The organism is uncultured Ruegeria sp., assembly GCF_947504215.1.
Taxonomy (GTDB): Bacteria; Pseudomonadota; Alphaproteobacteria; order Rhodobacterales; family Rhodobacteraceae; genus Ruegeria.
Genome location: NZ_CANNGO010000016.1, coordinates 33,790 through 52,702, shown reverse-complemented (window position 1 = coordinate 52,702; position 18,913 = coordinate 33,790). Strand labels below are relative to the sequence as shown.

At 57.4% G+C, this 18,913-nt stretch carries 15 protein-coding genes; 8 read left to right on the top strand and 7 right to left on the bottom strand.

Annotated features, from left to right (window positions below):
- Positions 1-17 precede the first annotated feature (17 nt).
- From Q1B21_RS20335 to Q1B21_RS20325, 3 genes are read left to right on the top strand one after another with little or no spacing between them, the layout of a single operon-like run.
- Positions 18-1,226, top strand: a complete 1,209-nt coding sequence (locus tag Q1B21_RS20335) for a multidrug effflux MFS transporter (protein WP_299892656.1) — start codon at positions 18-20, stop codon at positions 1,224-1,226.
- Positions 1,227-1,284: 58 nt separating this feature from the next.
- The gene (locus tag Q1B21_RS20330) at positions 1,285-2,949 is read left to right on the top strand and encodes a hypothetical protein (RefSeq protein ID WP_299892654.1); all 1,665 of its coding nucleotides are present in this window, start codon (positions 1,285-1,287) and stop codon (positions 2,947-2,949) included.
- Positions 2,946-3,623 (top strand): SH3 domain-containing protein, encoded by a 678-nt coding sequence (locus Q1B21_RS20325; protein ID WP_299892652.1) that lies wholly within the window; start codon positions 2,946-2,948, stop codon positions 3,621-3,623. The genes Q1B21_RS20330 and Q1B21_RS20325 overlap by 4 nt, the downstream gene beginning before the upstream one ends.
- Here Q1B21_RS20325 and mfd read toward each other — a convergent pair.
- On the bottom strand, positions 3,620-7,075 hold the full coding sequence (gene mfd / locus Q1B21_RS20320) for a transcription-repair coupling factor (protein ID WP_299892650.1): 3,456 nt from the start codon (positions 7,073-7,075) through the stop codon (positions 3,620-3,622). The genes Q1B21_RS20325 and mfd overlap by 4 nt on opposite strands.
- 22 nt (positions 7,076-7,097) lie before the next feature.
- Entirely contained in the window at positions 7,098-7,622 is a 525-nt protein-coding gene (locus Q1B21_RS20315; RefSeq protein ID WP_299892648.1) for a component of SufBCD complex, read from the bottom strand.
- 119 nt (positions 7,623-7,741) lie between these two features.
- Here Q1B21_RS20315 and hemB point away from each other — a divergent pair, with 119 nt between their 5' ends.
- The 4 genes from hemB to Q1B21_RS20295 all read left to right on the top strand — a co-directional run bounded on the left by hemB (position 7,742) and on the right by Q1B21_RS20295 (position 12,597).
- Entirely contained in the window at positions 7,742-8,740 is a 999-nt protein-coding gene (gene hemB / locus Q1B21_RS20310; protein WP_299892647.1) for a porphobilinogen synthase, read from the top strand.
- A gap of 145 nt (positions 8,741-8,885) precedes the next feature.
- Positions 8,886-9,458 carry a YSC84-related protein gene (locus Q1B21_RS20305; RefSeq protein ID WP_298934872.1) on the top strand — a complete coding sequence of 191 codons (573 nt, stop codon included), beginning with the start codon at positions 8,886-8,888 and terminating at the stop codon, positions 9,456-9,458.
- A gap of 169 nt (positions 9,459-9,627) precedes the next feature.
- Positions 9,628-12,090, top strand: coding sequence for a penicillin acylase family protein (locus Q1B21_RS20300; RefSeq protein WP_299892644.1), 2,463 nt, complete (start codon positions 9,628-9,630; stop codon positions 12,088-12,090).
- 105 nt (positions 12,091-12,195) lie between these two features.
- The gene (locus Q1B21_RS20295) at positions 12,196-12,597 is read left to right on the top strand and encodes a nuclear transport factor 2 family protein (RefSeq protein WP_298934871.1); all 402 of its coding nucleotides are present in this window, start codon (positions 12,196-12,198) and stop codon (positions 12,595-12,597) included.
- Here Q1B21_RS20295 and hflX read toward each other — a convergent pair.
- The 4 genes from hflX to trkA all read right to left on the bottom strand — a co-directional run bounded on the left by hflX (position 12,594) and on the right by trkA (position 17,151).
- Positions 12,594-13,865: a GTPase HflX gene (gene hflX, locus Q1B21_RS20290; RefSeq protein WP_299892642.1), complete on the bottom strand. Its 1,272-nt coding sequence runs from the start codon at positions 13,863-13,865 to the stop codon at positions 12,594-12,596. The genes Q1B21_RS20295 and hflX overlap by 4 nt on opposite strands.
- Positions 13,865-14,104 carry an RNA chaperone Hfq gene (gene hfq / locus Q1B21_RS20285; RefSeq protein WP_005982826.1) on the bottom strand — a complete coding sequence of 80 codons (240 nt, stop codon included), beginning with the start codon at positions 14,102-14,104 and terminating at the stop codon, positions 13,865-13,867. The genes hflX and hfq overlap by 1 nt, the downstream gene beginning before the upstream one ends.
- 132 nt (positions 14,105-14,236) lie before the next feature.
- Positions 14,237-15,775, bottom strand: a complete 1,539-nt coding sequence (locus Q1B21_RS20280) for a TrkH family potassium uptake protein (RefSeq protein ID WP_299075687.1) — start codon at positions 15,773-15,775, stop codon at positions 14,237-14,239.
- On the bottom strand, positions 15,775-17,151 hold the full coding sequence (gene trkA, locus Q1B21_RS20275; protein ID WP_299075689.1) for a Trk system potassium transporter TrkA: 1,377 nt from the start codon (positions 17,149-17,151) through the stop codon (positions 15,775-15,777). The genes Q1B21_RS20280 and trkA overlap by 1 nt, the downstream gene beginning before the upstream one ends.
- Before the next feature lie 96 nt (positions 17,152-17,247).
- Here trkA and Q1B21_RS20270 point away from each other — a divergent pair, with 96 nt between their 5' ends.
- Positions 17,248-17,727 carry a hypothetical protein gene (locus Q1B21_RS20270; RefSeq protein WP_299892640.1) on the top strand — a complete coding sequence of 160 codons (480 nt, stop codon included), beginning with the start codon at positions 17,248-17,250 and terminating at the stop codon, positions 17,725-17,727.
- On the opposite strand, the gene Q1B21_RS20265 is transcribed toward Q1B21_RS20270, so the two are convergent.
- Positions 17,724-18,899 (bottom strand): MFS transporter, encoded by a 1,176-nt coding sequence (locus tag Q1B21_RS20265; RefSeq protein WP_299892638.1) that lies wholly within the window; start codon positions 18,897-18,899, stop codon positions 17,724-17,726. The genes Q1B21_RS20270 and Q1B21_RS20265 overlap by 4 nt on opposite strands.
- Positions 18,900-18,913 lie beyond the last annotated feature (14 nt).

Below are 18,913 nucleotides of genomic sequence, written 5' to 3'. Positions count from 1 at the left end.
CGGGTTAGGAGACCTTCATGGCCAACCGCATGTCCAAGGCGGAGTTCATTGCATTGATCGCAATGATGTTCGCCACCATTGCATTTTCGATTGATTCAATGCTGCCCGCCCTGCCCGAAATCGGCGCGCAGCTAAGCCCGGATGACATCAACCGGGCGCAACTGATCCTAACCTCATTTGTGTTGGGCATGGGGATTGGTACGTTCTTTACTGGCCCTTTGTCCGATGCAATCGGGCGTAAGCCGGTTATATACGGCGGCGCGGCGCTTTATGTCACGGCTTCTGCCGTTGCCTGGGCGAGTTCATCGTTGGAATTGGTATTGATCGCACGCGTGGTTCAGGGGCTGGGCGCCGCCGGTCCGCGCGTGGTGGCGATGGCGATCATTCGAGACTTGTATTCGGGCCGGGAAATGGCGCGGATCATTTCGATTGCGATGATGATCTTCACGTTGGTGCCTGCAGCCGCTCCGATGCTGGGCGCAGGTGTGATCGCGTTGTTCGGTTGGCGTGGGATTTTTGTATCGTTCATTCTGTTTGCACTGGTCATCATCTCTTGGATGGGTGTCCGCCTGCCGGAGTCTTTGGCCCGCGAAAACCGTCGTCCGATCCGGCTGCCGCTGATGATCTCTGCTACGAAAGAGATGTTTTCTCATCCGACCGTCCGCCTTTCGATTATGGTTCAGACCCTGTGTATGGGGGTGTTGTTCACCATGCTGACTATGGTTCAGCCGGTTTATGACGTAATCCATGACCGCGCCGATAGCTTTCCGTTCTGGTTTGGTTTCGTTGCGCTGATGTCCGGGTCAGCCAGCTTGCTCAACGCAGCCCTTGTTGTGCGCGTTGGCATGCGCCGGATGGTGACATGGGCGCTGGGGGGACAAATCCTGATTACCGCCTCCGTTATGGCCCTAAGCGCTACGCAGCTTTCGCCTGACGCCTCATTTGCGCTGTTTGTCTTCTGGCAGACCATGGTATTTTTTATGGCCGGCGTAACACTGGGCAATCTGAATGCCATCGCGATGGAGCCGATGGGCCATATCGCAGGCATGGCCGCTTCGGTCATCGGATCGATTTCAACTGTACTGGCCGCTGCCATTGCAGCCCCTATCGGCTTGTTGTTCGACGGGTCTTTGACACCACTGACGATGGGCATCCTGACTATGTGCATCATTGCTTTTGGGCTGATGGTCCATATGGGACGGATTGAAGACAGATTGCCTGCCTGAATTGTGCTGCGCGACTGAATCGCGCTACTCTCATCACCAAGCCGAGGGGAGTCATTCAATGAGCGATTATTACGATCTGGGCACCTATTCCTGTCCTGTCACAACCACGTCGCCCGAAGCACAGGTCTGGTTCGATCGGGGGCTGAACTGGACATACGGCTATAACCATGAAGAAGCCGTAGTCTGCTTTAAGCGCGCAGCAGAATTTGACCCGGAATGTGCCATGGCCCATTGGGGCGTCGCCTACGCGGCAGGTCCGAATTACAACCTGCCCTGGGATCTGCAGGATGACCGTGGGAAACAAAAGGCATTGGCGTTGGCCTATGACGCTGCCCAAAAGGCACTGGCGCATATGGAGGGGTGCACCGATGTAGAACAAGCCCTGATCCGCGCCCTACCCGCCCGATACCCTCAGCGTGAACCAACCCCGGATATGCACAAATGGGATCACGATTTCGCGGATAGCATGCGTGCGACATTCGCCGCGCATCCTGATCACCTGGACTTGCGCACTGTTTTTGTCGAAGCGTTGCTGAACCTCACCCCCTGGCAGATGTGGGACCTGAAAAGCGGTCAACCCGCTAAAGGCGCCGCCACGCTCGAGGCGCAAGAGACGCTTGAGTGGGCCATGACCAATGATCCGGCCGCCATGTCACATCCCGGGCTGCTGCACCTTTATGTTCACTTGATGGAGATGTCGCCAACTCCGGAAAAGGCGCTCAAGGCCGGGGATGTGCTGCGGACAATGGTGCCCGACGCTGGGCATCTGGTTCACATGCCCACTCATATCGATGTGCTGTGTGGGCATTACCACAACGTTGTGCATTGGAATGAAAAGGCGACCGAAGCCGATCTGAAGTATTACGAACGCGAAGGTGCCTTCAACATCTACACTGGCTATCGCCAGCATGATTACCATTTTACCATCTACGGTGCGCTGTTTCTTGGCCAGATGGAACCGGCCTTACGGGCCAATCAGGGCCTTTGGGACACCACCCCCGAGGACATGCTGCGCATCGAAAGCCCACCGATGGCAGATTTTTTCGAAAGCTACATGTCCATGGGTCCGCATATCCTGATCCGCTTTGGCCGCTGGGATGAGGCTAAGGCGTTGGGGTTGCCGTCGGACCCCGAATTGTATTGCACCCTGACTGCGACAATCCACTACGCACGCGCCATTGCCTTTGCCGCCACGGATCAGGTGGCGCAGGCGGAAGCGGAGGAGCAAGAATTTCTGGCGGCCATGTCGAGGGTGCCTGACTCACGCCTGCTGCACAATAACCGCGTCATTGATCTGCTTGAAATCGCGCGCGAAATGCTGCGGGGCGAGATCGAATATCGCAAACGGAACTATGATGCAGCCTACACTCATCTGCGCCGCTCGGTCGAGCTGGACGACACCTTGCCATACGACGAGCCCTGGGGCTGGATGCAACCAACGCGTCACGCGCTTGGGGCGCTGTTGTTCGAACAAGGTCATGTAGCCGAGGCCGAGGCCGTTTATCGCGAGGATCTGGGACTGGGCGGAACCCTTAGCCGTGCGTCTATACATCCTGACAATGTCTGGAGCCTGAAAGGTTTACATGATTGCCTGAAGGCACGCGGTGAGGGCATTGAAATAAAACAGATTAAACAGCGCTTGGACCTTGCGCTGGCACGCGCTGACCGAGCTGTTGGCGCTTCCTGTTTCTGTGCGCAAGCCGCAATGAAGGCTGCCGAATGAAGTACCTGTCTGCCCTACTGGCCGCTTTGGTCTGCGGTCCGGCTTTAGCTGATCGTCAGTCTTTTCCACCCGTTGATCAGGCCGGTCGTGACCCCGCACTTGTTGCCTTTCGCGACGACCTTCTGGCCAAGATCACCGCGCGCGATACCGAGGCTGTCGTGGCCAGCGCCTGCCCTGATATCTATCTCAGCCATGGCGGCGACGGTGGCCCCGAAGAACTCCGCGAAAACCTGACGGTAGATCCCGAAAAACTTTCTGAAGAGCTTCGCGATCAGGCCGATGAGATGCGTGAAAGCTACTGGGTCGCATTGCAGGATACGCTGTCGCAACCTGGTTACTTCGACGATCAGGGTGAATTCTGGATGCCGCATCAATGGCAGATCAGTCTGCCCGCATCCCTTGACCCGTTCACCGCCTATTTCATCACCGGCGAGAAGGTCACTTTGCGCCGGGAACCTTCGCGTGGTGGGGCTATACTCGGGCTGATCAGCCATGAAGTTGTTTTTGTCCCGGACTATCAGGATGGGGCTGAATACCAATCAGTGCGCCTGACGGATGGCACCGTTGGTCATATGCACAGTGACTTTTTGTGGTCCATGGTCGGCCACCGTGCCGCGCTGGTCAAATCCAATGACGGCAACTGGCAATTGTGCACGTTTGTCTCGGGCGACTAGGCTTTGGCCTTTTTCTTCTGGGCCACCACTTTTTCTGCCAGATCCCGTGCGATGGCAAAGGCACCTTTGATCTTGTCGCTGTCCTTTTTCCAATCCCGACGCACGACGATCTTGTTGTCCTTGACCTTGGCGAGGCCGCGCTGGGCCTGAATGAATTCCACCAACCCCTGAGGTGAGGCGAATTTATCATTGTGAAACTGGATCGTGGCCCCCTTCGGCCCGCCGTCCAACTTGGCAATGCCCGCCCGCTTGCACATCGCCTTGATCCGCACCACCAGCATCAGCGTATTCACCTCTTTCGGCAGACTGCCAAAACGGTCAATCAGCTCGGCAGCAAAACCTTCCAGCTCGACCTTGGTGGACAGCGATGACAGGCGACGATACAGCCCTAGCCGCACGTCCAGATCGGGCACATAGTCTTCGGGGATCAGAACCGGCACACCCAGATTGATCTGCGGTGCCCACTGATCGTCGGCCTCGCTGAGACCCTCCATCTCACCCGCCTTGATCTTGGCAATTGCCTCTTCCAGCATCGATTGATACAGCTCGTATCCCACATCACGCATCTGACCGGACTGTTCTTCACCCAACAAGTTTCCGGCACCACGAATATCCAGATCCTGCGAAGCCAGCGTGAACCCTGCCCCCAACGTGTCCAGCGAACCCAAAACGCGCAGACGTTTTTCGGCCGTATCGGTCAGCTTCTTGCGCGGCTTTGTGGTCAGATAGGCGTAAGCGCGGGTCTTGGACCGCCCAACGCGACCCCTGATCTGATAAAGTTGCGCCAAGCCAAACATATCGGCGCGGTGCACGACCATCGTATTGGCAGTGGGAATATCCAAGCCGCTTTCCACAATCGTTGTGGCCAGCAGGACATCGTATTTCCCATCGTAAAAGGCGTTCATCCGATCATCGAGCTCACCCGCGGCCATCTGCCCATGGGCGACCATATACGTCAGCTCGGGCAGTTGTTCTTTCAGGAATTCCTCGATCTCGGGCAGGTCCGAGATGCGTGGGACAACGTAGAAGCTCTGCCCGCCGCGATAGTGTTCCCGCAGCAGCGCCTCGCGTATCGTCACCGTATCGAACTCACTGACATAGGTTCGGATCGCTAGCCGGTCGATGGGCGGCGTGCCGATGATCGACAAATCGCGTACACCGGTCAGGGACAGTTGCAACGTCCGCGGGATCGGCGTTGCCGTCAGGGTCAGCACGTGGACATCCGACCGCAATTGCTTGAGCCGTTCCTTATGAGCCACACCGAAATGCTGTTCTTCATCAATGATCAGAAGGCCCAGATTGTTGAACCGTATTCCCTTGGCCAGCAGCGCGTGGGTGCCGATCACGATATCGACCGTGCCCCGCGCCATCCCGTCCCGGGTCTGTTGCGCATCTTTTGCCGACACAAAACGGGACAGTTGCCGGACCTCCATTGGGAAGCCCCGGAAACGTTCCCGAAAACTGGCCGCATGTTGCCGCGCCAACAGAGTCGTAGGCGCAATGACCGCCACCTGAACACCCGACATCGCGGCCACAAAGGCCGCGCGCATGGCGACCTCGGTCTTGCCGAACCCGACGTCGCCACAGATCAGGCGATCCATAGGTGCGCCCGAATGCATATCCTCCATCACCTCGGCGATGGCACGCAATTGGTCGTCGGTTTCTTGATAGGGGAACCGGGCGCTGAACTCTTCCCACGCGTGTGGCGGTGGGTCCATCACCGGAGCCTTGCGCAGGGCGCGTTCGGCAGCGATGCGGATCAGCTTGTCCGCCATCTCGCGGATACGCTCTTTCAGCTTGGCTTTCTTGGCCTGCCATGCACCGCCACCAAGCCGGTCTAACAGACCCTCTTCGTGGCCGTATTTTGATAGCAGTTCAATGTTTTCGACCGGAAGATACAGCTTGGATTTTTCAGCATATTCCAGCAGCAGGCATTCGTGGGCAGCGCCTGCGGCGGTGACCACTTCCATACCCATGTAACGCCCAATGCCGTGATCCACGTGGACAACCAAATCACCAGGGCTGAGGGACTGAGTTTCGGTCAGGAAATTCTCGGCCTTGCGGCGTTTCTTGGGCTGGCGGATCAACCGATCACCCAGCACATCCTGTTCTGCGATCACTGTCAGACCCGGGGTTTCGAACCCATGTTCCAGCGCCCAGACGGCCAGATGCAGACCGCGCTTGCCAATTCGGGTGCCGTCAGCGACCGGAACCGCCTCTGCCAGACCTTCATCTTCAATCAAACCCGTCAGCCGTTCCCGCGCCCCTTCCGAATAGGATGCGATCAGCACCGGCCCCTTGCCCAACTTGCTCGTGATGTGGTCGGCCAATGCACCGAACAGGCTTATGCTCTCCTGTTGGCGTTCTGGGGCAAAGTTTCGTCCGATCCGCCCGCCTGCATCGATCACACCCGGCCCACTAGCCTGCGGCAACGGGCTGAACTGCATAACCCGCCTGCCGCCCACCGCCTTATCCCAGGCCGCGTCATCCAGATACAACAGGCCGGGCGGTGTTGGTTTATAGACCGTGTCCATGCGCGAGCGATTCTCCAGCGCATGTTTTCGCGTCTCGTATTGGTCTTCGATGCTATCCCACCGCGCCAACCGCGCTGGCGTCACCTGATCATCGACGGAAATCGTCGCGTCCGGTAGATAGTCGAACAAAGTCTCAAGCTGTTCGTGGAAGAAAGGCAGCCAATGCTCCATACCCTGATGCTTGCGCCCGGCACTGACCGCTTCGTACAGCGGATCATCCGTCCCTGCGGCACCGAATTCGATCCGGTAGTTCTGGCGGAACCGAGTGATCGCTGCCTCATCCAGAATAACCTCGGATACCGGTGCCAGTTCGACCACATCCAATTTCTCAGTCGTGCGCTGAGAGACGGGATCGAATCGGCGGGCGCCGTCCAGAACATCTCCGAACAGATCAAGGCGAACCGGTCCCGATTCACCCGGAGGGAAGATATCGATGATACCGCCCCGGATTGCATAGTCGCCCGGCTCCATCACCGTTGGGCTTTGGGTAAACCCCATGCGAACAAGGAAATTTCGTAAAGCGCCTTCATTGATGCGATGATTGACGCGGGCGGTGAATGCCGCTTCCCGCAGAACATCGCGCGCCGGAATCTTTTGCGTCGCCGCGTTCAGCGTCGTCAGCAAAACGAACTTCTGCGGCATTTGATGCACCAGCGCGGCCAAAGTCGCCACCCGTGCAGCCGAGATATCTGGATTGGGTGAGACACGATCATAGGGAAGACAATCCCAACCGGGAAACACGAAGACCGGCATATCCGGGGCAAAGAAAGATAACGCCGCCCGCATTGCCTCCATCCGCTTGTCATCGCGGGCCACGTGGCAAACCGGCGCGCCCGACCGCGCAATTTCGTTCAGCACAAGCTGTGCGTCAAACCCTTCAGGGGCGCCGCCGACTGTAACGTGGTTCGGAGCCTTCATCGCCTTGCCTTTCAGATTTTTGCTATCCCAGAACGCCGATCGAAATGTTCTGATACATGCCCCAAAGCGCAGTGACCAGCACCGAGATCATACCGATGATCTGGGTATACAGCCGACAGCGAGACAGGGTTTTTGCAACCCGTTCAAGCGTCAGCTCCTCTTGGCGTAACCGCCGGGCGTGAAAAATGTTCACAAGCGTCACGAATGTCATTGGAAACGCCAGCAGGAAAACTGCCTGAGCAAACTCGACTCCGTAAAAAAAGCCCAAAGTACCAAGCCCCGTGGACACAAAGCACACGATGGCCAAAAGCAGCGTTCCGGACATATCAACGATGTTTAGCATCCGATTGGTTTGGATCCGCACGATGTCCAGCAGATCGGCTTCGGCCTGACCACCGACGCGACGGGCGCGGATCACAAGATCATAAGGGACGCCCATCACCCAATGGCTGGTTGACGACCAAACCACCGCCAAGACGATCCAAAACCACAGATTTGAAAAGCTGCGCATGTCGATGAGTTCGAAGATCGAAGTGTACCAGTCCAAACCCAGCCCTTTATTCAAAATCCTCAGGGGGTTCTATCGCACCAGCGCGTCCATTGGTACCCTTGAGACCGTCGCGAATTCATGCCACCCAATGCGGCATTGTTCAAGGAGAACGAGTCATGAAACCGACCATTGCCCCTTTTCCCCTGACCCGGTTCCGGCGTGCGCGTCAATCTGCGGCTGTTCGGGGGTTGGTTCGGGAAAACACTTTGACCAGCGATGACTTGATCTGGCCGGTCTTTGTCAGGGATGGGGAAGGCGTGGAAGAACCCGTGTCCTCGATGCCCGGTGTCATGCGCCGTTCCGTCGACCTGATCGCCAGAGCGGCTGTTGAGGCACAAGCGCTTGGCATACCCGCAATCTGCATCTTTCCTTATACGGATGCGTCTCTCAAAACCGAAGACTGCGCCGAGGCCTGGAACCCAGACAACCTGTCCAACCGGGCGATCAGGGCGATCAAGACGGCCGCGCCTGACATCGCGGTCATGACCGATGTGGCGCTGGATCCCTACAATATCAACGGTCATGACGGCTATGTCGTTGAGGGTGAGATCGTAAATGATCAGACCGTCGAAGCGCTGGTGAAAATGACATTGGCCCAGGCCGAGGCCGGGGCCGATATTATCGGCCCATCGGACATGATGGACGGCCGTATCGGGGAAATGCGCCGCGCGCTGGAAAGTGCTGGCCATCACAACGTTATGATCCTCAGCTACGCCGCGAAATACGCCAGCGCCTTTTACGGGCCGTTCCGCGATGCTGTTGGCGCATCAGGCGCACTGACCGGTGACAAAAAGACCTATCAGATGGACCCGGCCAATTCTGACGAGGCCATTCGCCTGATCGAACGTGACCTGACTGAAGGCGCCGATATGGTGATGATCAAACCGGGCATGCCCTATCTGGATATCTGCCGCCGCGTAAAAGACACGTTTGGGGCACCGACCTACGCCTATCAGGTGTCCGGAGAATACGCGATGATGCAGGCGGCTGCGCAGAACGGTTGGATAGACGGTGAGAAGGCAATGCTGGAAAGCCTGATGGCCTTCAAGCGTGCCGGATGCGATGGCATCCTGACCTATTTCGCCCCGCAGGTCGCAAGGTATTTACAAGACTAAACCGCCGACCCATTGCGGTTTTCCGCTGGTGTGCGAGGCTGCTACGCCAGCTTTTCCCGTGACATAGCGCAACAATCCGCGTAGTCTAACGGCCAAGATCGGGTTCACCCGACATTTCAGGCACTTCGACAGAGATATAACAATCATGAGCAGTTCCAACTCCCCCCGACTGACGCGTCGTGGTTTTGCCCTTGGCATGACCGGTCTGACCTTTACTGCCGCTTGCGGCAACGGGGTCGGTTCATCCAATGCCACCACGATCGACGCCCGCGTCGATGCGACGCTGAACGAAATGTACACGCGGTACCCCAATACGGTCGAGATTTCGCAAAAGGCAACTGGCATGCTGGTCATGCCGTTGATCACCGAAGCCGGCTTTATCTTTGGCGGCGCTTACGGGCGCGGTGCGTTGCGCATTCAAGGCGCAACCGTCGATTACTATTCCGCAGTTTCCGGCAGCGCTGGTTTGCAGATCGGCGCACAACAATACACCCATGTGCTGTTCTTCATGACGCAGGATGCATTGAACGATTTCCGGCGCGCCAGCGGTTGGACCGCGGGTGCCGATATCGGCTATGTTGTCGATGCGACAGGCGAAACCCTGTCAACGGATACGACGACGTTGCGGACCCCAGTTCTGGCGGCCATCTTTGGGCAGGCCGGTCTCAAATTCGGCGCAACCGTAGAAGGCACCAAATACACGCGCATCATTCCTTAACTCGGGCGATACCTACCACTTTTCCCACCCCGTTGCCGTGTTTGTCACTGCGACGGGGTTTTCATTTTGCCCTGTCTTTGACACGTTCTTGCGCCGTTCCTCTTTCGGTCACAGCCGCCATCCACTAGTCTTTGCGACATCGAATTATGAAGAAGAATGTGGGGCATTGATGGGTCTTGTTTTTCGCTGGCTGGTGCGCATTGCCTCGGGCCTGGTCCTGCTGATCCTCGCCGGTGTGGGCCTTGTCTATTTTCTGGCCAGTCAGTCCCTGCCTGAATACGACCAAACCCTAGAAGTTCGCGGGCTGACCGCTCCGGTCGAGATCGTGCGCGATACGGCCAATGTGCCTCATATTCTGGCTGAAACCGACCCGGATGTCTTTTTCGGACTAGGGTATGCCCATGCACAGGATCGCCTTTGGCAAATGACAGTGATGCGCCGCACGGCGCAGGGCCGGTTGTCCGAAGTGTTTGGACCACGCACCGTTCATATCGATAAACTGCTGCGCCGGTTGGATCTGTATGGTCTGGCGCATCGCTCGGTCGAGGTTCAGGACGACTACACCAAAGCTGCACTGAGGTCTTATGCGGCGGGCGTCAACGCCCGCCTGACCGAGATCAACGAAGAAGCGTTGGGCCGCGGCGCGCCCGAGATGTTTCTGTTCAAAACCCCCGTATCCCCTTGGCAACCCGGCGACAGTATTGCGGTGATCAAGCTGATGGGGCTTCAGCTGTCCGGGCATTTGCAGGATGAGGTGCTGCGGGCCCGCACCTCGCTGATGCTGAACAACCCTGAACGGCTGGCCGATATCCTGCCCGACGTCCCCGGGCCCGGAATAGCCGCATTGCCAGAATATGCATCATTGTTTCCAACCCTGCCACGTTATGCGCGCGGAACCGACATGCCCAACACGCCGCTGTCGCCCTTCCCCAAACGTGGGTTGGCCGGGGCATCCAACGCATGGACCGCTGCTCCGTCCCGGTCCGCCAGTGGTGGCACCCTGTTGGCCAATGATCCCCATCTGGGGCTCACAGCTCCGGGTGTCTGGTATCTGGCACATCTGGGGCTGGCCAAAGGCGGCGTCATCGGTGCAACAATCCCCGGCATACCAGCCGTCATGAGCGGTCGCAGCGACCGGCTTGGATGGGGGCTAACCTCGTCCTATCTGGACGATCAGGACGTGCATATCGAGCAGCTGAACCCGAACAACCCAGAAGAATACCTGACACCAGACGGCTACAAAGAGTTTCGCAAACGCCCCTCGATCATCGAAATCCAGGGCGAAGCCCCTATAACGCTGACATTGCGCTGGACTGATAACGGCCCGGTCCTGCCGGGCAGCCACTACGATCTGGAAACGATCACGCCTCCGGGGCATGTTGCGTCTTTATCGTGGACCGCGCTCAGCCCTCAGGACACATCAATGACCGCCTCAATGGCGTTGATGAATGCAGACAATGTGGACCAGGCCATCGAAGTAGCCGAACAGTTTATCGCCCCGTCGCAGAACCTGTCGTTAGTCGATACGGACACGATTGGAATGAAACTGATCGGAGCAATGCCGGGGCGCCATCTGCGCAATCAAAGCCAAGGGCGCATTCCGACACCGGGCTGGATCGAAGCCAACCGTTGGCAAGGGCGCCTGCCCTATGCAGAAAACCCCGAATTCGTTGCCCCTGTAGGTGGTGTTTTGGGCAATACCAACAATAAGATCATTGATCGCCCGTTTCCAAATCACGTGTCTTTTGAGTGGGGCGATACGCAACGCGTCAACCGATGGGAACGTTTGATGATGTCCCGCGAGGTTCACACCCGCGACAGCTTTATCGAAGCGCAATTGGACACGGTCAGTTTCACCGCCCGTTCATTGCTGCCGCTGATCGGGGCTGATCTATGGTTTACAGGGGCGTCCGCCCCCGAAGGCACGCCAGAACGCCAGCGCCAGATTGCCCTGACGCTTTTGGCCGACTGGAATGGTGAGATGAACGAACATCTTCCAGAACCTCTGATCTATGCCGCATGGTTGCGGGCGCTTCAGGCCCGTCTGATCTCGGACGAGCTTGGCCCTCTGGCCGGTGAGTTCAAACATGTTGAGCCCTTGTTCATCGAACGGGTCTACCGCGACATTGACGGTGCTGGGGTCTGGTGCGACGTCCGCCAAAGCGCGCCCAAAGAGACCTGCACGGAAATGGCACGTCTGGCGCTGGACGATGCGTTGATCTGGATATCCGAGCGGTATGGCAGCGCGTTGGAATCGTTGCGTTGGGGCGATGCGCATCAAGCCACTCATGATCACCCTGTTCTAGGTGAAGTCCCCGTTCTGCGGTATTTCGTGAACATTCGCCAGTCTACAAGCGGTGGTGACAACACCCTGCTGCGCGGTCGCACATCCGGCGAGGGCCCGGATCCGTTCCAGAACGTGCACGGTGCGGGCTATCGTGGTGTTTATGATTTTGCCGACCCTGACAGCTCGGTTTTTATCACTGCAACCGGGCAGTCAGGTCATTTTCTGTCTCGCTATTACGACGATCAGGCACAGCTGTGGCGGCGTGGTGAGTACATCCCGATGTCACTGGATATGGATCTGGCGCGGGCCGCGGCTGTCGGCGTCACAAACCTGATCCCGCGATAAGCCATCCGTTCGGCAAGTCCTCGCCCCTTTTTTTTCGTGTCGTGGACGCCGACAGCCGCGCCGCCTACTATCCACTGGCCGACAAACGGCGACCAGGGGACAATCATGGCCAGTATTCGCGACATTCTGAACAATCTCGCACGTGATTACGCAATCGCCTGGAGTTCGGGCGACGCCGATGCCGTGGCCAGCTTTTATGCACACGACGGACAGATTGCGATTAACCGAGGCGAGCCTATCCAAGGCCACGCCGCAATCGCCGAGATGGCGCGCGGCTTTTACAGCGAATTTCCCGATTTAGAAGTCCGGTGCGACATGCTGCGGTGGGCGGGATCTCATGCCATTTTTGTCTGGACCCTCGAAGGCCATCATTCCGAAACCGGTAACCATGTCATCGCACGCGGCTGGGAGGAATGGGAACTGACGCCAGACCATAAGGTTCAGTCTTCGTTGGGCTGGTTTGATGAAGAAGACTACCAGTCTCAGATCAATGGCAAAAAGGCCTAGATCGCAGCAAATTGTGATGCCTGTTTATCGGTCCACAAAACTGCGATTTGGAAGCCGTCTTCTGTCTGTTCTTCAGACCGAACTACGTCATGTCGGTACAACCAGGCACGCTTGTCACCTTCTGCAAAGCTTAGCGTCAGGGTTTCCTCGCGCCGGGTGCCTTGCAGTTTTTCTGCAACCTCGGCCAATAACGTACTGATCCCCTCACCCGTTATGGCCGAAATGGCAAAGATCTCGGCCTCCCGATCTGCTCGGGCCAACGCCGCTTCGCGCTCATCTGCATTCAGCAAGTCGATCTTGTTCCAGACTTCCAGGCGCGGACGGTCTTCATCAACCCCCAGCGATGTCAGGATCGTCTCGACGTCTGCCGCCTGAGCTTCGGTTTCATCATGACTGATATCCCGGACATGTACGATCAGATCAGCGCCCAGAACCTCTTCCAGCGTGGCACGAAACGCCGCCACCAACTCGGTCGGCAGGTTCGAGATGAACCCAACCGTGTCCGACAGAATAATCTCGGGGCCGTCCGGCAATTCCACACGCCGCATTGTTGGATCCAGCGTGGCAAACAGCATGTCCTTGGCCATGACCTCGGCGCCGGTCAGGCGATTGAACAGCGTCGATTTACCCGCGTTCGTATAGCCGACAAGCGCCACAATCGGATAAGGCACTTTGGCGCGCGCCGCACGATGCAGCGTGCGGGTCTTAATGACTTTCTGCAACTGACGCCGTAGACGCACCAGTTGATCATCAATAGCACGGCGGTCAGCCTCGATCTGCGTTTCGCCGGGTCCGCCGACAAATCCCAATCCGCCCCGCTGCCGCTCAAGGTGGGTCCAGGCGCGGACAAGACGTGTGCGCTGATAGCTAAGGGCCGCCATCTCGACCTGCAACACACCTTCGCGGGTTCGGGCACGATCCGAGAAAATCTCGAGGATCAGACCGGTCCGGTCGAGGATTTTAACATTCCATGCCTTTTCAAGATTGCGCTGCTGAACCGGCGTTACAGGGCCGTCGATCAGGACCAGCTCGACCTCGGCGTCATGAAACCTTTCGCCCAGCTCTTCGATCTTGCCGCTGCCGAACAACAACCCCGGCTGAGCGCGCGGCAGGCGCACAATGTCGGATCCGATCACGTCCAGATCGGGCAAAGCCACGGCCAGTGAAACTGCTTCGGCCAGCGCCGGTTCAGGGACACGGCGCTGTTCATCTGATTTGATTTCGGGATGCAGCACCCAAGCCCGGGTGCGCGTCCTGTCATGTTCCATCAAGAGGCGTCTTCGCCCTCGTACAGGTTAATAGGTTGTGATGGCATGATGGTCGAAATCGCGTGTTTGTATACCAACTGCGACTGTCCGTCGCGGCGCAACAATACGCAAAAATTATCGAACCAGGTGATCACACCCTGCAATTTGACGCCATTGATCAGGAAAATCGTGACCGGGACCTTTGCTTTTCGTACATTGTTCAGGAAGGCATCCTGAAGATTCTGTCTGTCCGAAGCCATATTTTTATAAACTCGCCGTTGTTCTTGCTACGCGCTGCGGACCAACGCGCTCCCTCTGCGTGAGTATGGAGTGCCGCGCAGAGATATTCCAGATGAAAAATAAGGCAGTAAAGACCAGACGCAGGCGTTGGCTTAGTCTCGCCAAAGCGATGGTGTGATCAAAGCAACAATTGCAAGCGTCTCAAGACGGCCGATGACCATGGCCGCGCATAAGGTTATTTTGGCGCTTCCGGGCAGGTCAATCAGCCGGATCGGAACATCGGTGGCCAGCTCGATCAACGGCCCGGTTGTGCTCAGCGCGGCGACGCTCAGAACCATCGCTTGCTCAAAACTGGATCCCATTGCGGCCAGCAGCAGGTTGAACACTGCCAGGGTCAGCGCCAAGAGCATCAGGAAGATCCAGGCGATAAAGGCACCACCACTTTGAATGCGCCGGTTGCCGCCACCGGCACCGCTGATCGAAGACGGGTAGATCAGCCGATCAATCTCGCGCGCGCCATTGAGATACAAAGCGAACACACGCAGCAATTTGACACCGCCGGCTGTCGTAGCGACACCGCCGCCAATCAACGCCAGCCCCATCAGGATAAGGCCCGGAGTGCCGAGTCCCGATAACTGCTGCGCATCATCCCAGTTGGCACTCTCGAACCCGGTTGTGGTCAGAAAGGCCATGACCGTGAACATCATCCCCCACAGCACCTGCAGCGCCTGGAGCGGATCGATCTGAACGCCGATTTCGCTTACCCCAGCCAACACGCGGAGAAACAGCAAGGTGGCGACGGCCAAAACGACCATAAGGCCAATACGAAATTCAGGGTCCTTGTCCAGGCGAGAGTAACCGGTTGTCGCCGTGTCTGTGGAAAACGTCAGGCGCGACAAGGCAAAGAACATGAACAAAAACAGGATCGCCTCACCAGTGATACCGGCCTGCGCCCCTTCAAGCCCGCCCACAGGAGAAATCCCGGATGTGGCCATGATCGACATGGCATGACACACCGCCGTCAGTCCGTTTTCGCCGGCAATCAACAGAAGAACCCAGATCACGGCTGTCAGCCCGATGTAAACCGGAGTCAGCGTACGCGTTACACGGATAAGGCGCCCGCGGGGGTCTACCTTTTCGCTTTGTGCAACACCTGATACCGGACGCCCGGGCTGCCCCCGGGCGGTGACCTCGAACCCACCCAGCGACAAGGGCGCCAGAATCGCCGCCGCAGAAATCCACATCAACAGCCCGCCCATCCAGCCGACCAGTGCGCGCCAAAGATGTAGGGGTGCCGTCAGACGATCGGGATTTGGAAACAGATCTGCCCCTGTCGTGGTCAAAGCACTGACCATGTCGAAATAGGCGTTCAGAAAAGTGGTGTTGCCAAGTGCATCATGAAACGGAATCGCCAGAAACACCGGCAGCACCGTGAAGCACGCCAAAAGGACCGCCAACTGACCCAAGGTTCCCCTTCTAGGGATTCGATTTGACGAGGCCAGAGCAATCGTGGCCACCAGAAACAGACCTAGAATCCCCGAATAGAAAAAGGATCTGGACGTATCATGATCATCCAGCGCCAGCGCATAGATCGCGGGGATCCACATCGCGAGTGCGACGCAACCCCAGATCAGCAGAAACAGGGGCAATCGCCGTAGAAGCCCGACTTTTTGTGTTCGAGCGCGCGCCATCAGAAGAAATCGATCGAGACCTGCATCAGCCGCTCAACCTCGGGCACGTCCTTGGCCATCGCAAAGATCGCAACCACATCTTTTTCATCGATCCGGAGGCTGCCCGTCGGTCGTAGAACGTCTTCGCCTTTGCGCACAGCTCCGACCAATACACCTTCGGGGAAATCAATATCCCGCAGCTTTTGCCCCGCCATGGGCGACGTTGACAAGACTTCGGCTTCGATCACTTCGGCCTCGGCATCGCCAATAGAATAGACCTGTCTGACGCGCCCATGGCGGATATGGCGCAAGATCGAGCTGACAGTGGTGGCGCGTGGATTGATGTAGGCATCAATTCCAAGCGGCCCCATCAGGGCCAGCATACTGGGATCATTGATCAGGGCAATCGCCAACGCACAACCTTCGGCCTTGGCGCGCACTGCCGCTAACAAGTTTGTCCGATCATCATCGGTAACGGCCAACATGGCGTCTGCCCGGTCGATTCCAGCCTCACTCAGCAATCCGGCATCCAGACCGTCACCATTCAGAACAATCGTCCGTTCCAGCGCCTCTGCAGCCACTTCCGCACAATGGCGATCACGCTCAACAATCTTTGCTCGCACGCGGCTTTCGCGTTCTTCCAGTGTTTTGGCGACTTCGAGCCCAACATTGCCACCACCGACAATCACCACACGGTCTTGCTTTTTTTGGGACTTACCAAAAACCTCCATTGTGCGGTCGACATCTTTGACGTTGGTAAAGACATAGCACTCGTCACCGACAAAAAGCTGATCTTCGGATTCAGGCGCAAACAGTGTCCCGTCCCGTCGAACCCCAACCACGATTGAACTGAGTGTCGAGAACAGATCGGTCAGTTGGCGCAACGGCGTGTTAACGATTGGGCAGTCTTCATCAACGCGAATACCAAGTAGCTGCGCCTTACCTTCCATGAAAAGTTCGGTGTCGAACGCCGCCGGTGCCGACAATCGGCGCATCGCAGCAGCAGCAACCTCACGTTCCGGGCTGATCACCACGTCGATCGGCAGATGGTCCCGACGGTAAAGATCGGAATGGATCGCTTCGAGATAGGATTTCGACCGCAACCGCGCGATCTTTCGTTGGATTGCAAAGACGGAATGGGCCATCTGACAGGTGACCATGTTCACCTCGTCCGAATGGGTCGCAGCGATGATCATGTCGGCGTCACGGGCCCCTGCCCGTTCGAGCACGTCAGGGTAACTGGCGAACCCTGCAATCCCCTGAACATCCAGCGTTTCAGTGGCACGGCGCACCAGATCGGGATTGTTGTCCACCACAGTGACGTCATTCAGTTCGCCCGAAAGGTGCCGTGCAATCTGCCAGCCAACCTGACCCGCACCGCATATAATGACCTTCATGTATTTGGCCCTTCTGCATGAAATCTTTGAATGACAGATGCCCCCAAAGCGGTCAATTGAATTGTCATACCAGCGTGACTGAGGCAAGGTAAGCATATGAAAACACTGCTTCGCCTACTCGTACCCTTGATGCTGCTGTCCACATGTGGCCCGCTTTCTCTGTACTATCGCGAAGGTGAAAGCGTCTCGAAGATGCAGAGGGAAACCACCCAATGTCAGGTCGACGCTCTTAAGGATGCACCGGTTGCCAATCAGGTGCGGCAGAGCCCGCCGACCTATTGGCCAGGGCGAACGCATTGCGACAGCAATGGCCGCTGCTATCGCTCGGGCGGTTGGTGGCAGCCGGGGCAGATCTATACCGTGGATGTGAACCAGGGCCTGCGCAGCACCGTCGAAGCGCAGTGCATGGCTGCAAAAGGCTATCGCCCCGTCAGCCTGCCGCCTTGCAAACAGAACGTAAAATCCAGCGTCCCGGCAGTTCGGACAACAACGCTACCGCCACTTGGTACGGCTTCCTGTTTTGTGAAGTTCGACGACGGTTCGTTTCAAATCATAACCCCGGGTCAGGCTGGTTAGGATTGCCGACGGGCCTGACGTCGACGGGCTAACCACAGATGCGCGGTGATTGCCGCTGCATAGATACCAATCACTGCTGCAAGCACCCCGGCATCGCCGCCACGCCATAAAACAGCCAACAGAATAGGCGTCCCGAGTAGATTTCCCGCATTGCCCATCTGCGCCATGGCCCCATAGCTCAGCGCCTGCGCCTCTGGCGTTTCATTCAACTCTGGCACGGCGGCAAAACTTCCGCCCTGAACCAATCCCAGTACTGCAAACAGCGCCACACATACCGCAGCCAGTGGCAGCCCCATAAAAGCGGCGCAAAGTATGGAGATTCCCAATGCAAAACCCAGACTAACCACCGCGACACATGACATGACACTCAGTAGTAACGGGACCGCCAACCACGATAAGACGATACCTGCCAGGGGCATGAGCCCGGCGATCGTCGCACTTAGATGCTCTGGCAGGCGCCCCGGTAAAATGGCCAGCAGGGACACAAAAGTCAGAGTATAGAAAAACCAGCCGATTGCCGGAGCGGAAATGAATGGCGAGCGGTAGGCTTTCACATGCGCGTTGACCCATTCCGAGATCCCAAATCCTACGCTTCCTGACTGCTCTAAATCGACGCGAATGCGGCAGGCGTAGATGATCCCCGCTATTAACAGCATCAGCAATCCATGGATCAAAAAGTAACCCGTCAGCCCGAAACGGGCGACCATCGGCAGGCCGGCCCAAGCGTTCAGTGCAAATGCGACCCCGAAAAACGTGCTCCACAAAACCATGGCCGCATTGCGTGCCCGGCCATGCGTGATCTGTGCAATCAAGGTCGGCGCCGCAACAACAATTGCGAGATGCGACAATCCTTCGACCACACGCGTTAACAGCATGACATAAAAGCCAAGCCCGGTTGCTTGAAACAGCGACATGGCCCCGCCCAAAAGAAGGCCCAATATCAACAAGGTGGATGGACCGATCCGACCGGCAATCGCCCCTGAAAAAGCGCCCAGAATAACCCCGATCAAGCTAACGATCGACAACAGCCATCCAATCGTATCCGAGTGTGCAGGATAAAGCTGTGATATCTCGGCAAACGGCACCGCGATCTTGGCAAATTGGGTAGCGGCGCCAAGCCCCGCGAGCCATAACAGTACAACTTGAAAGAAAACGCGAAAAGAATCCGTCATGTCACGGTTCTACT

Coding starts and splice junctions, on each gene's coding strand:
- hemB (WP_299892647.1), top strand. CDS start 7,742: ATGAAACCGACCATTGCCCCTTTTCCCCTGACCCGGTTCCGGCGTGCG.
- Q1B21_RS20335 (WP_299892656.1), top strand. CDS start 18: ATGGCCAACCGCATGTCCAAGGCGGAGTTCATTGCATTGATCGCAATG.
- Q1B21_RS20325 (WP_299892652.1), top strand. CDS start 2,946: ATGAAGTACCTGTCTGCCCTACTGGCCGCTTTGGTCTGCGGTCCGGCT.
- Q1B21_RS20270 (WP_299892640.1), top strand. CDS start 17,248: ATGAAAACACTGCTTCGCCTACTCGTACCCTTGATGCTGCTGTCCACA.
- Q1B21_RS20305 (WP_298934872.1), top strand. CDS start 8,886: ATGAGCAGTTCCAACTCCCCCCGACTGACGCGTCGTGGTTTTGCCCTT.
- hflX (WP_299892642.1), bottom strand. CDS start 13,865: ATGGAACATGACAGGACGCGCACCCGGGCTTGGGTGCTGCATCCCGAA.
- trkA (WP_299075689.1), bottom strand. CDS start 17,151: ATGAAGGTCATTATATGCGGTGCGGGTCAGGTTGGCTGGCAGATTGCA.
- mfd (WP_299892650.1), bottom strand. CDS start 7,075: ATGAAGGCTCCGAACCACGTTACAGTCGGCGGCGCCCCTGAAGGGTTT.
- Q1B21_RS20265 (WP_299892638.1), bottom strand. CDS start 18,899: ATGACGGATTCTTTTCGCGTTTTCTTTCAAGTTGTACTGTTATGGCTC.
- hfq (WP_005982826.1), bottom strand. CDS start 14,104: ATGGCTTCGGACAGACAGAATCTTCAGGATGCCTTCCTGAACAATGTA.
- Q1B21_RS20330 (WP_299892654.1), top strand. CDS start 1,285: ATGAGCGATTATTACGATCTGGGCACCTATTCCTGTCCTGTCACAACC.
- Q1B21_RS20280 (WP_299075687.1), bottom strand. CDS start 15,775: ATGGCGCGCGCTCGAACACAAAAAGTCGGGCTTCTACGGCGATTGCCC.
- Q1B21_RS20300 (WP_299892644.1), top strand. CDS start 9,628: ATGGGTCTTGTTTTTCGCTGGCTGGTGCGCATTGCCTCGGGCCTGGTC.
- Q1B21_RS20295 (WP_298934871.1), top strand. CDS start 12,196: ATGGCCAGTATTCGCGACATTCTGAACAATCTCGCACGTGATTACGCA.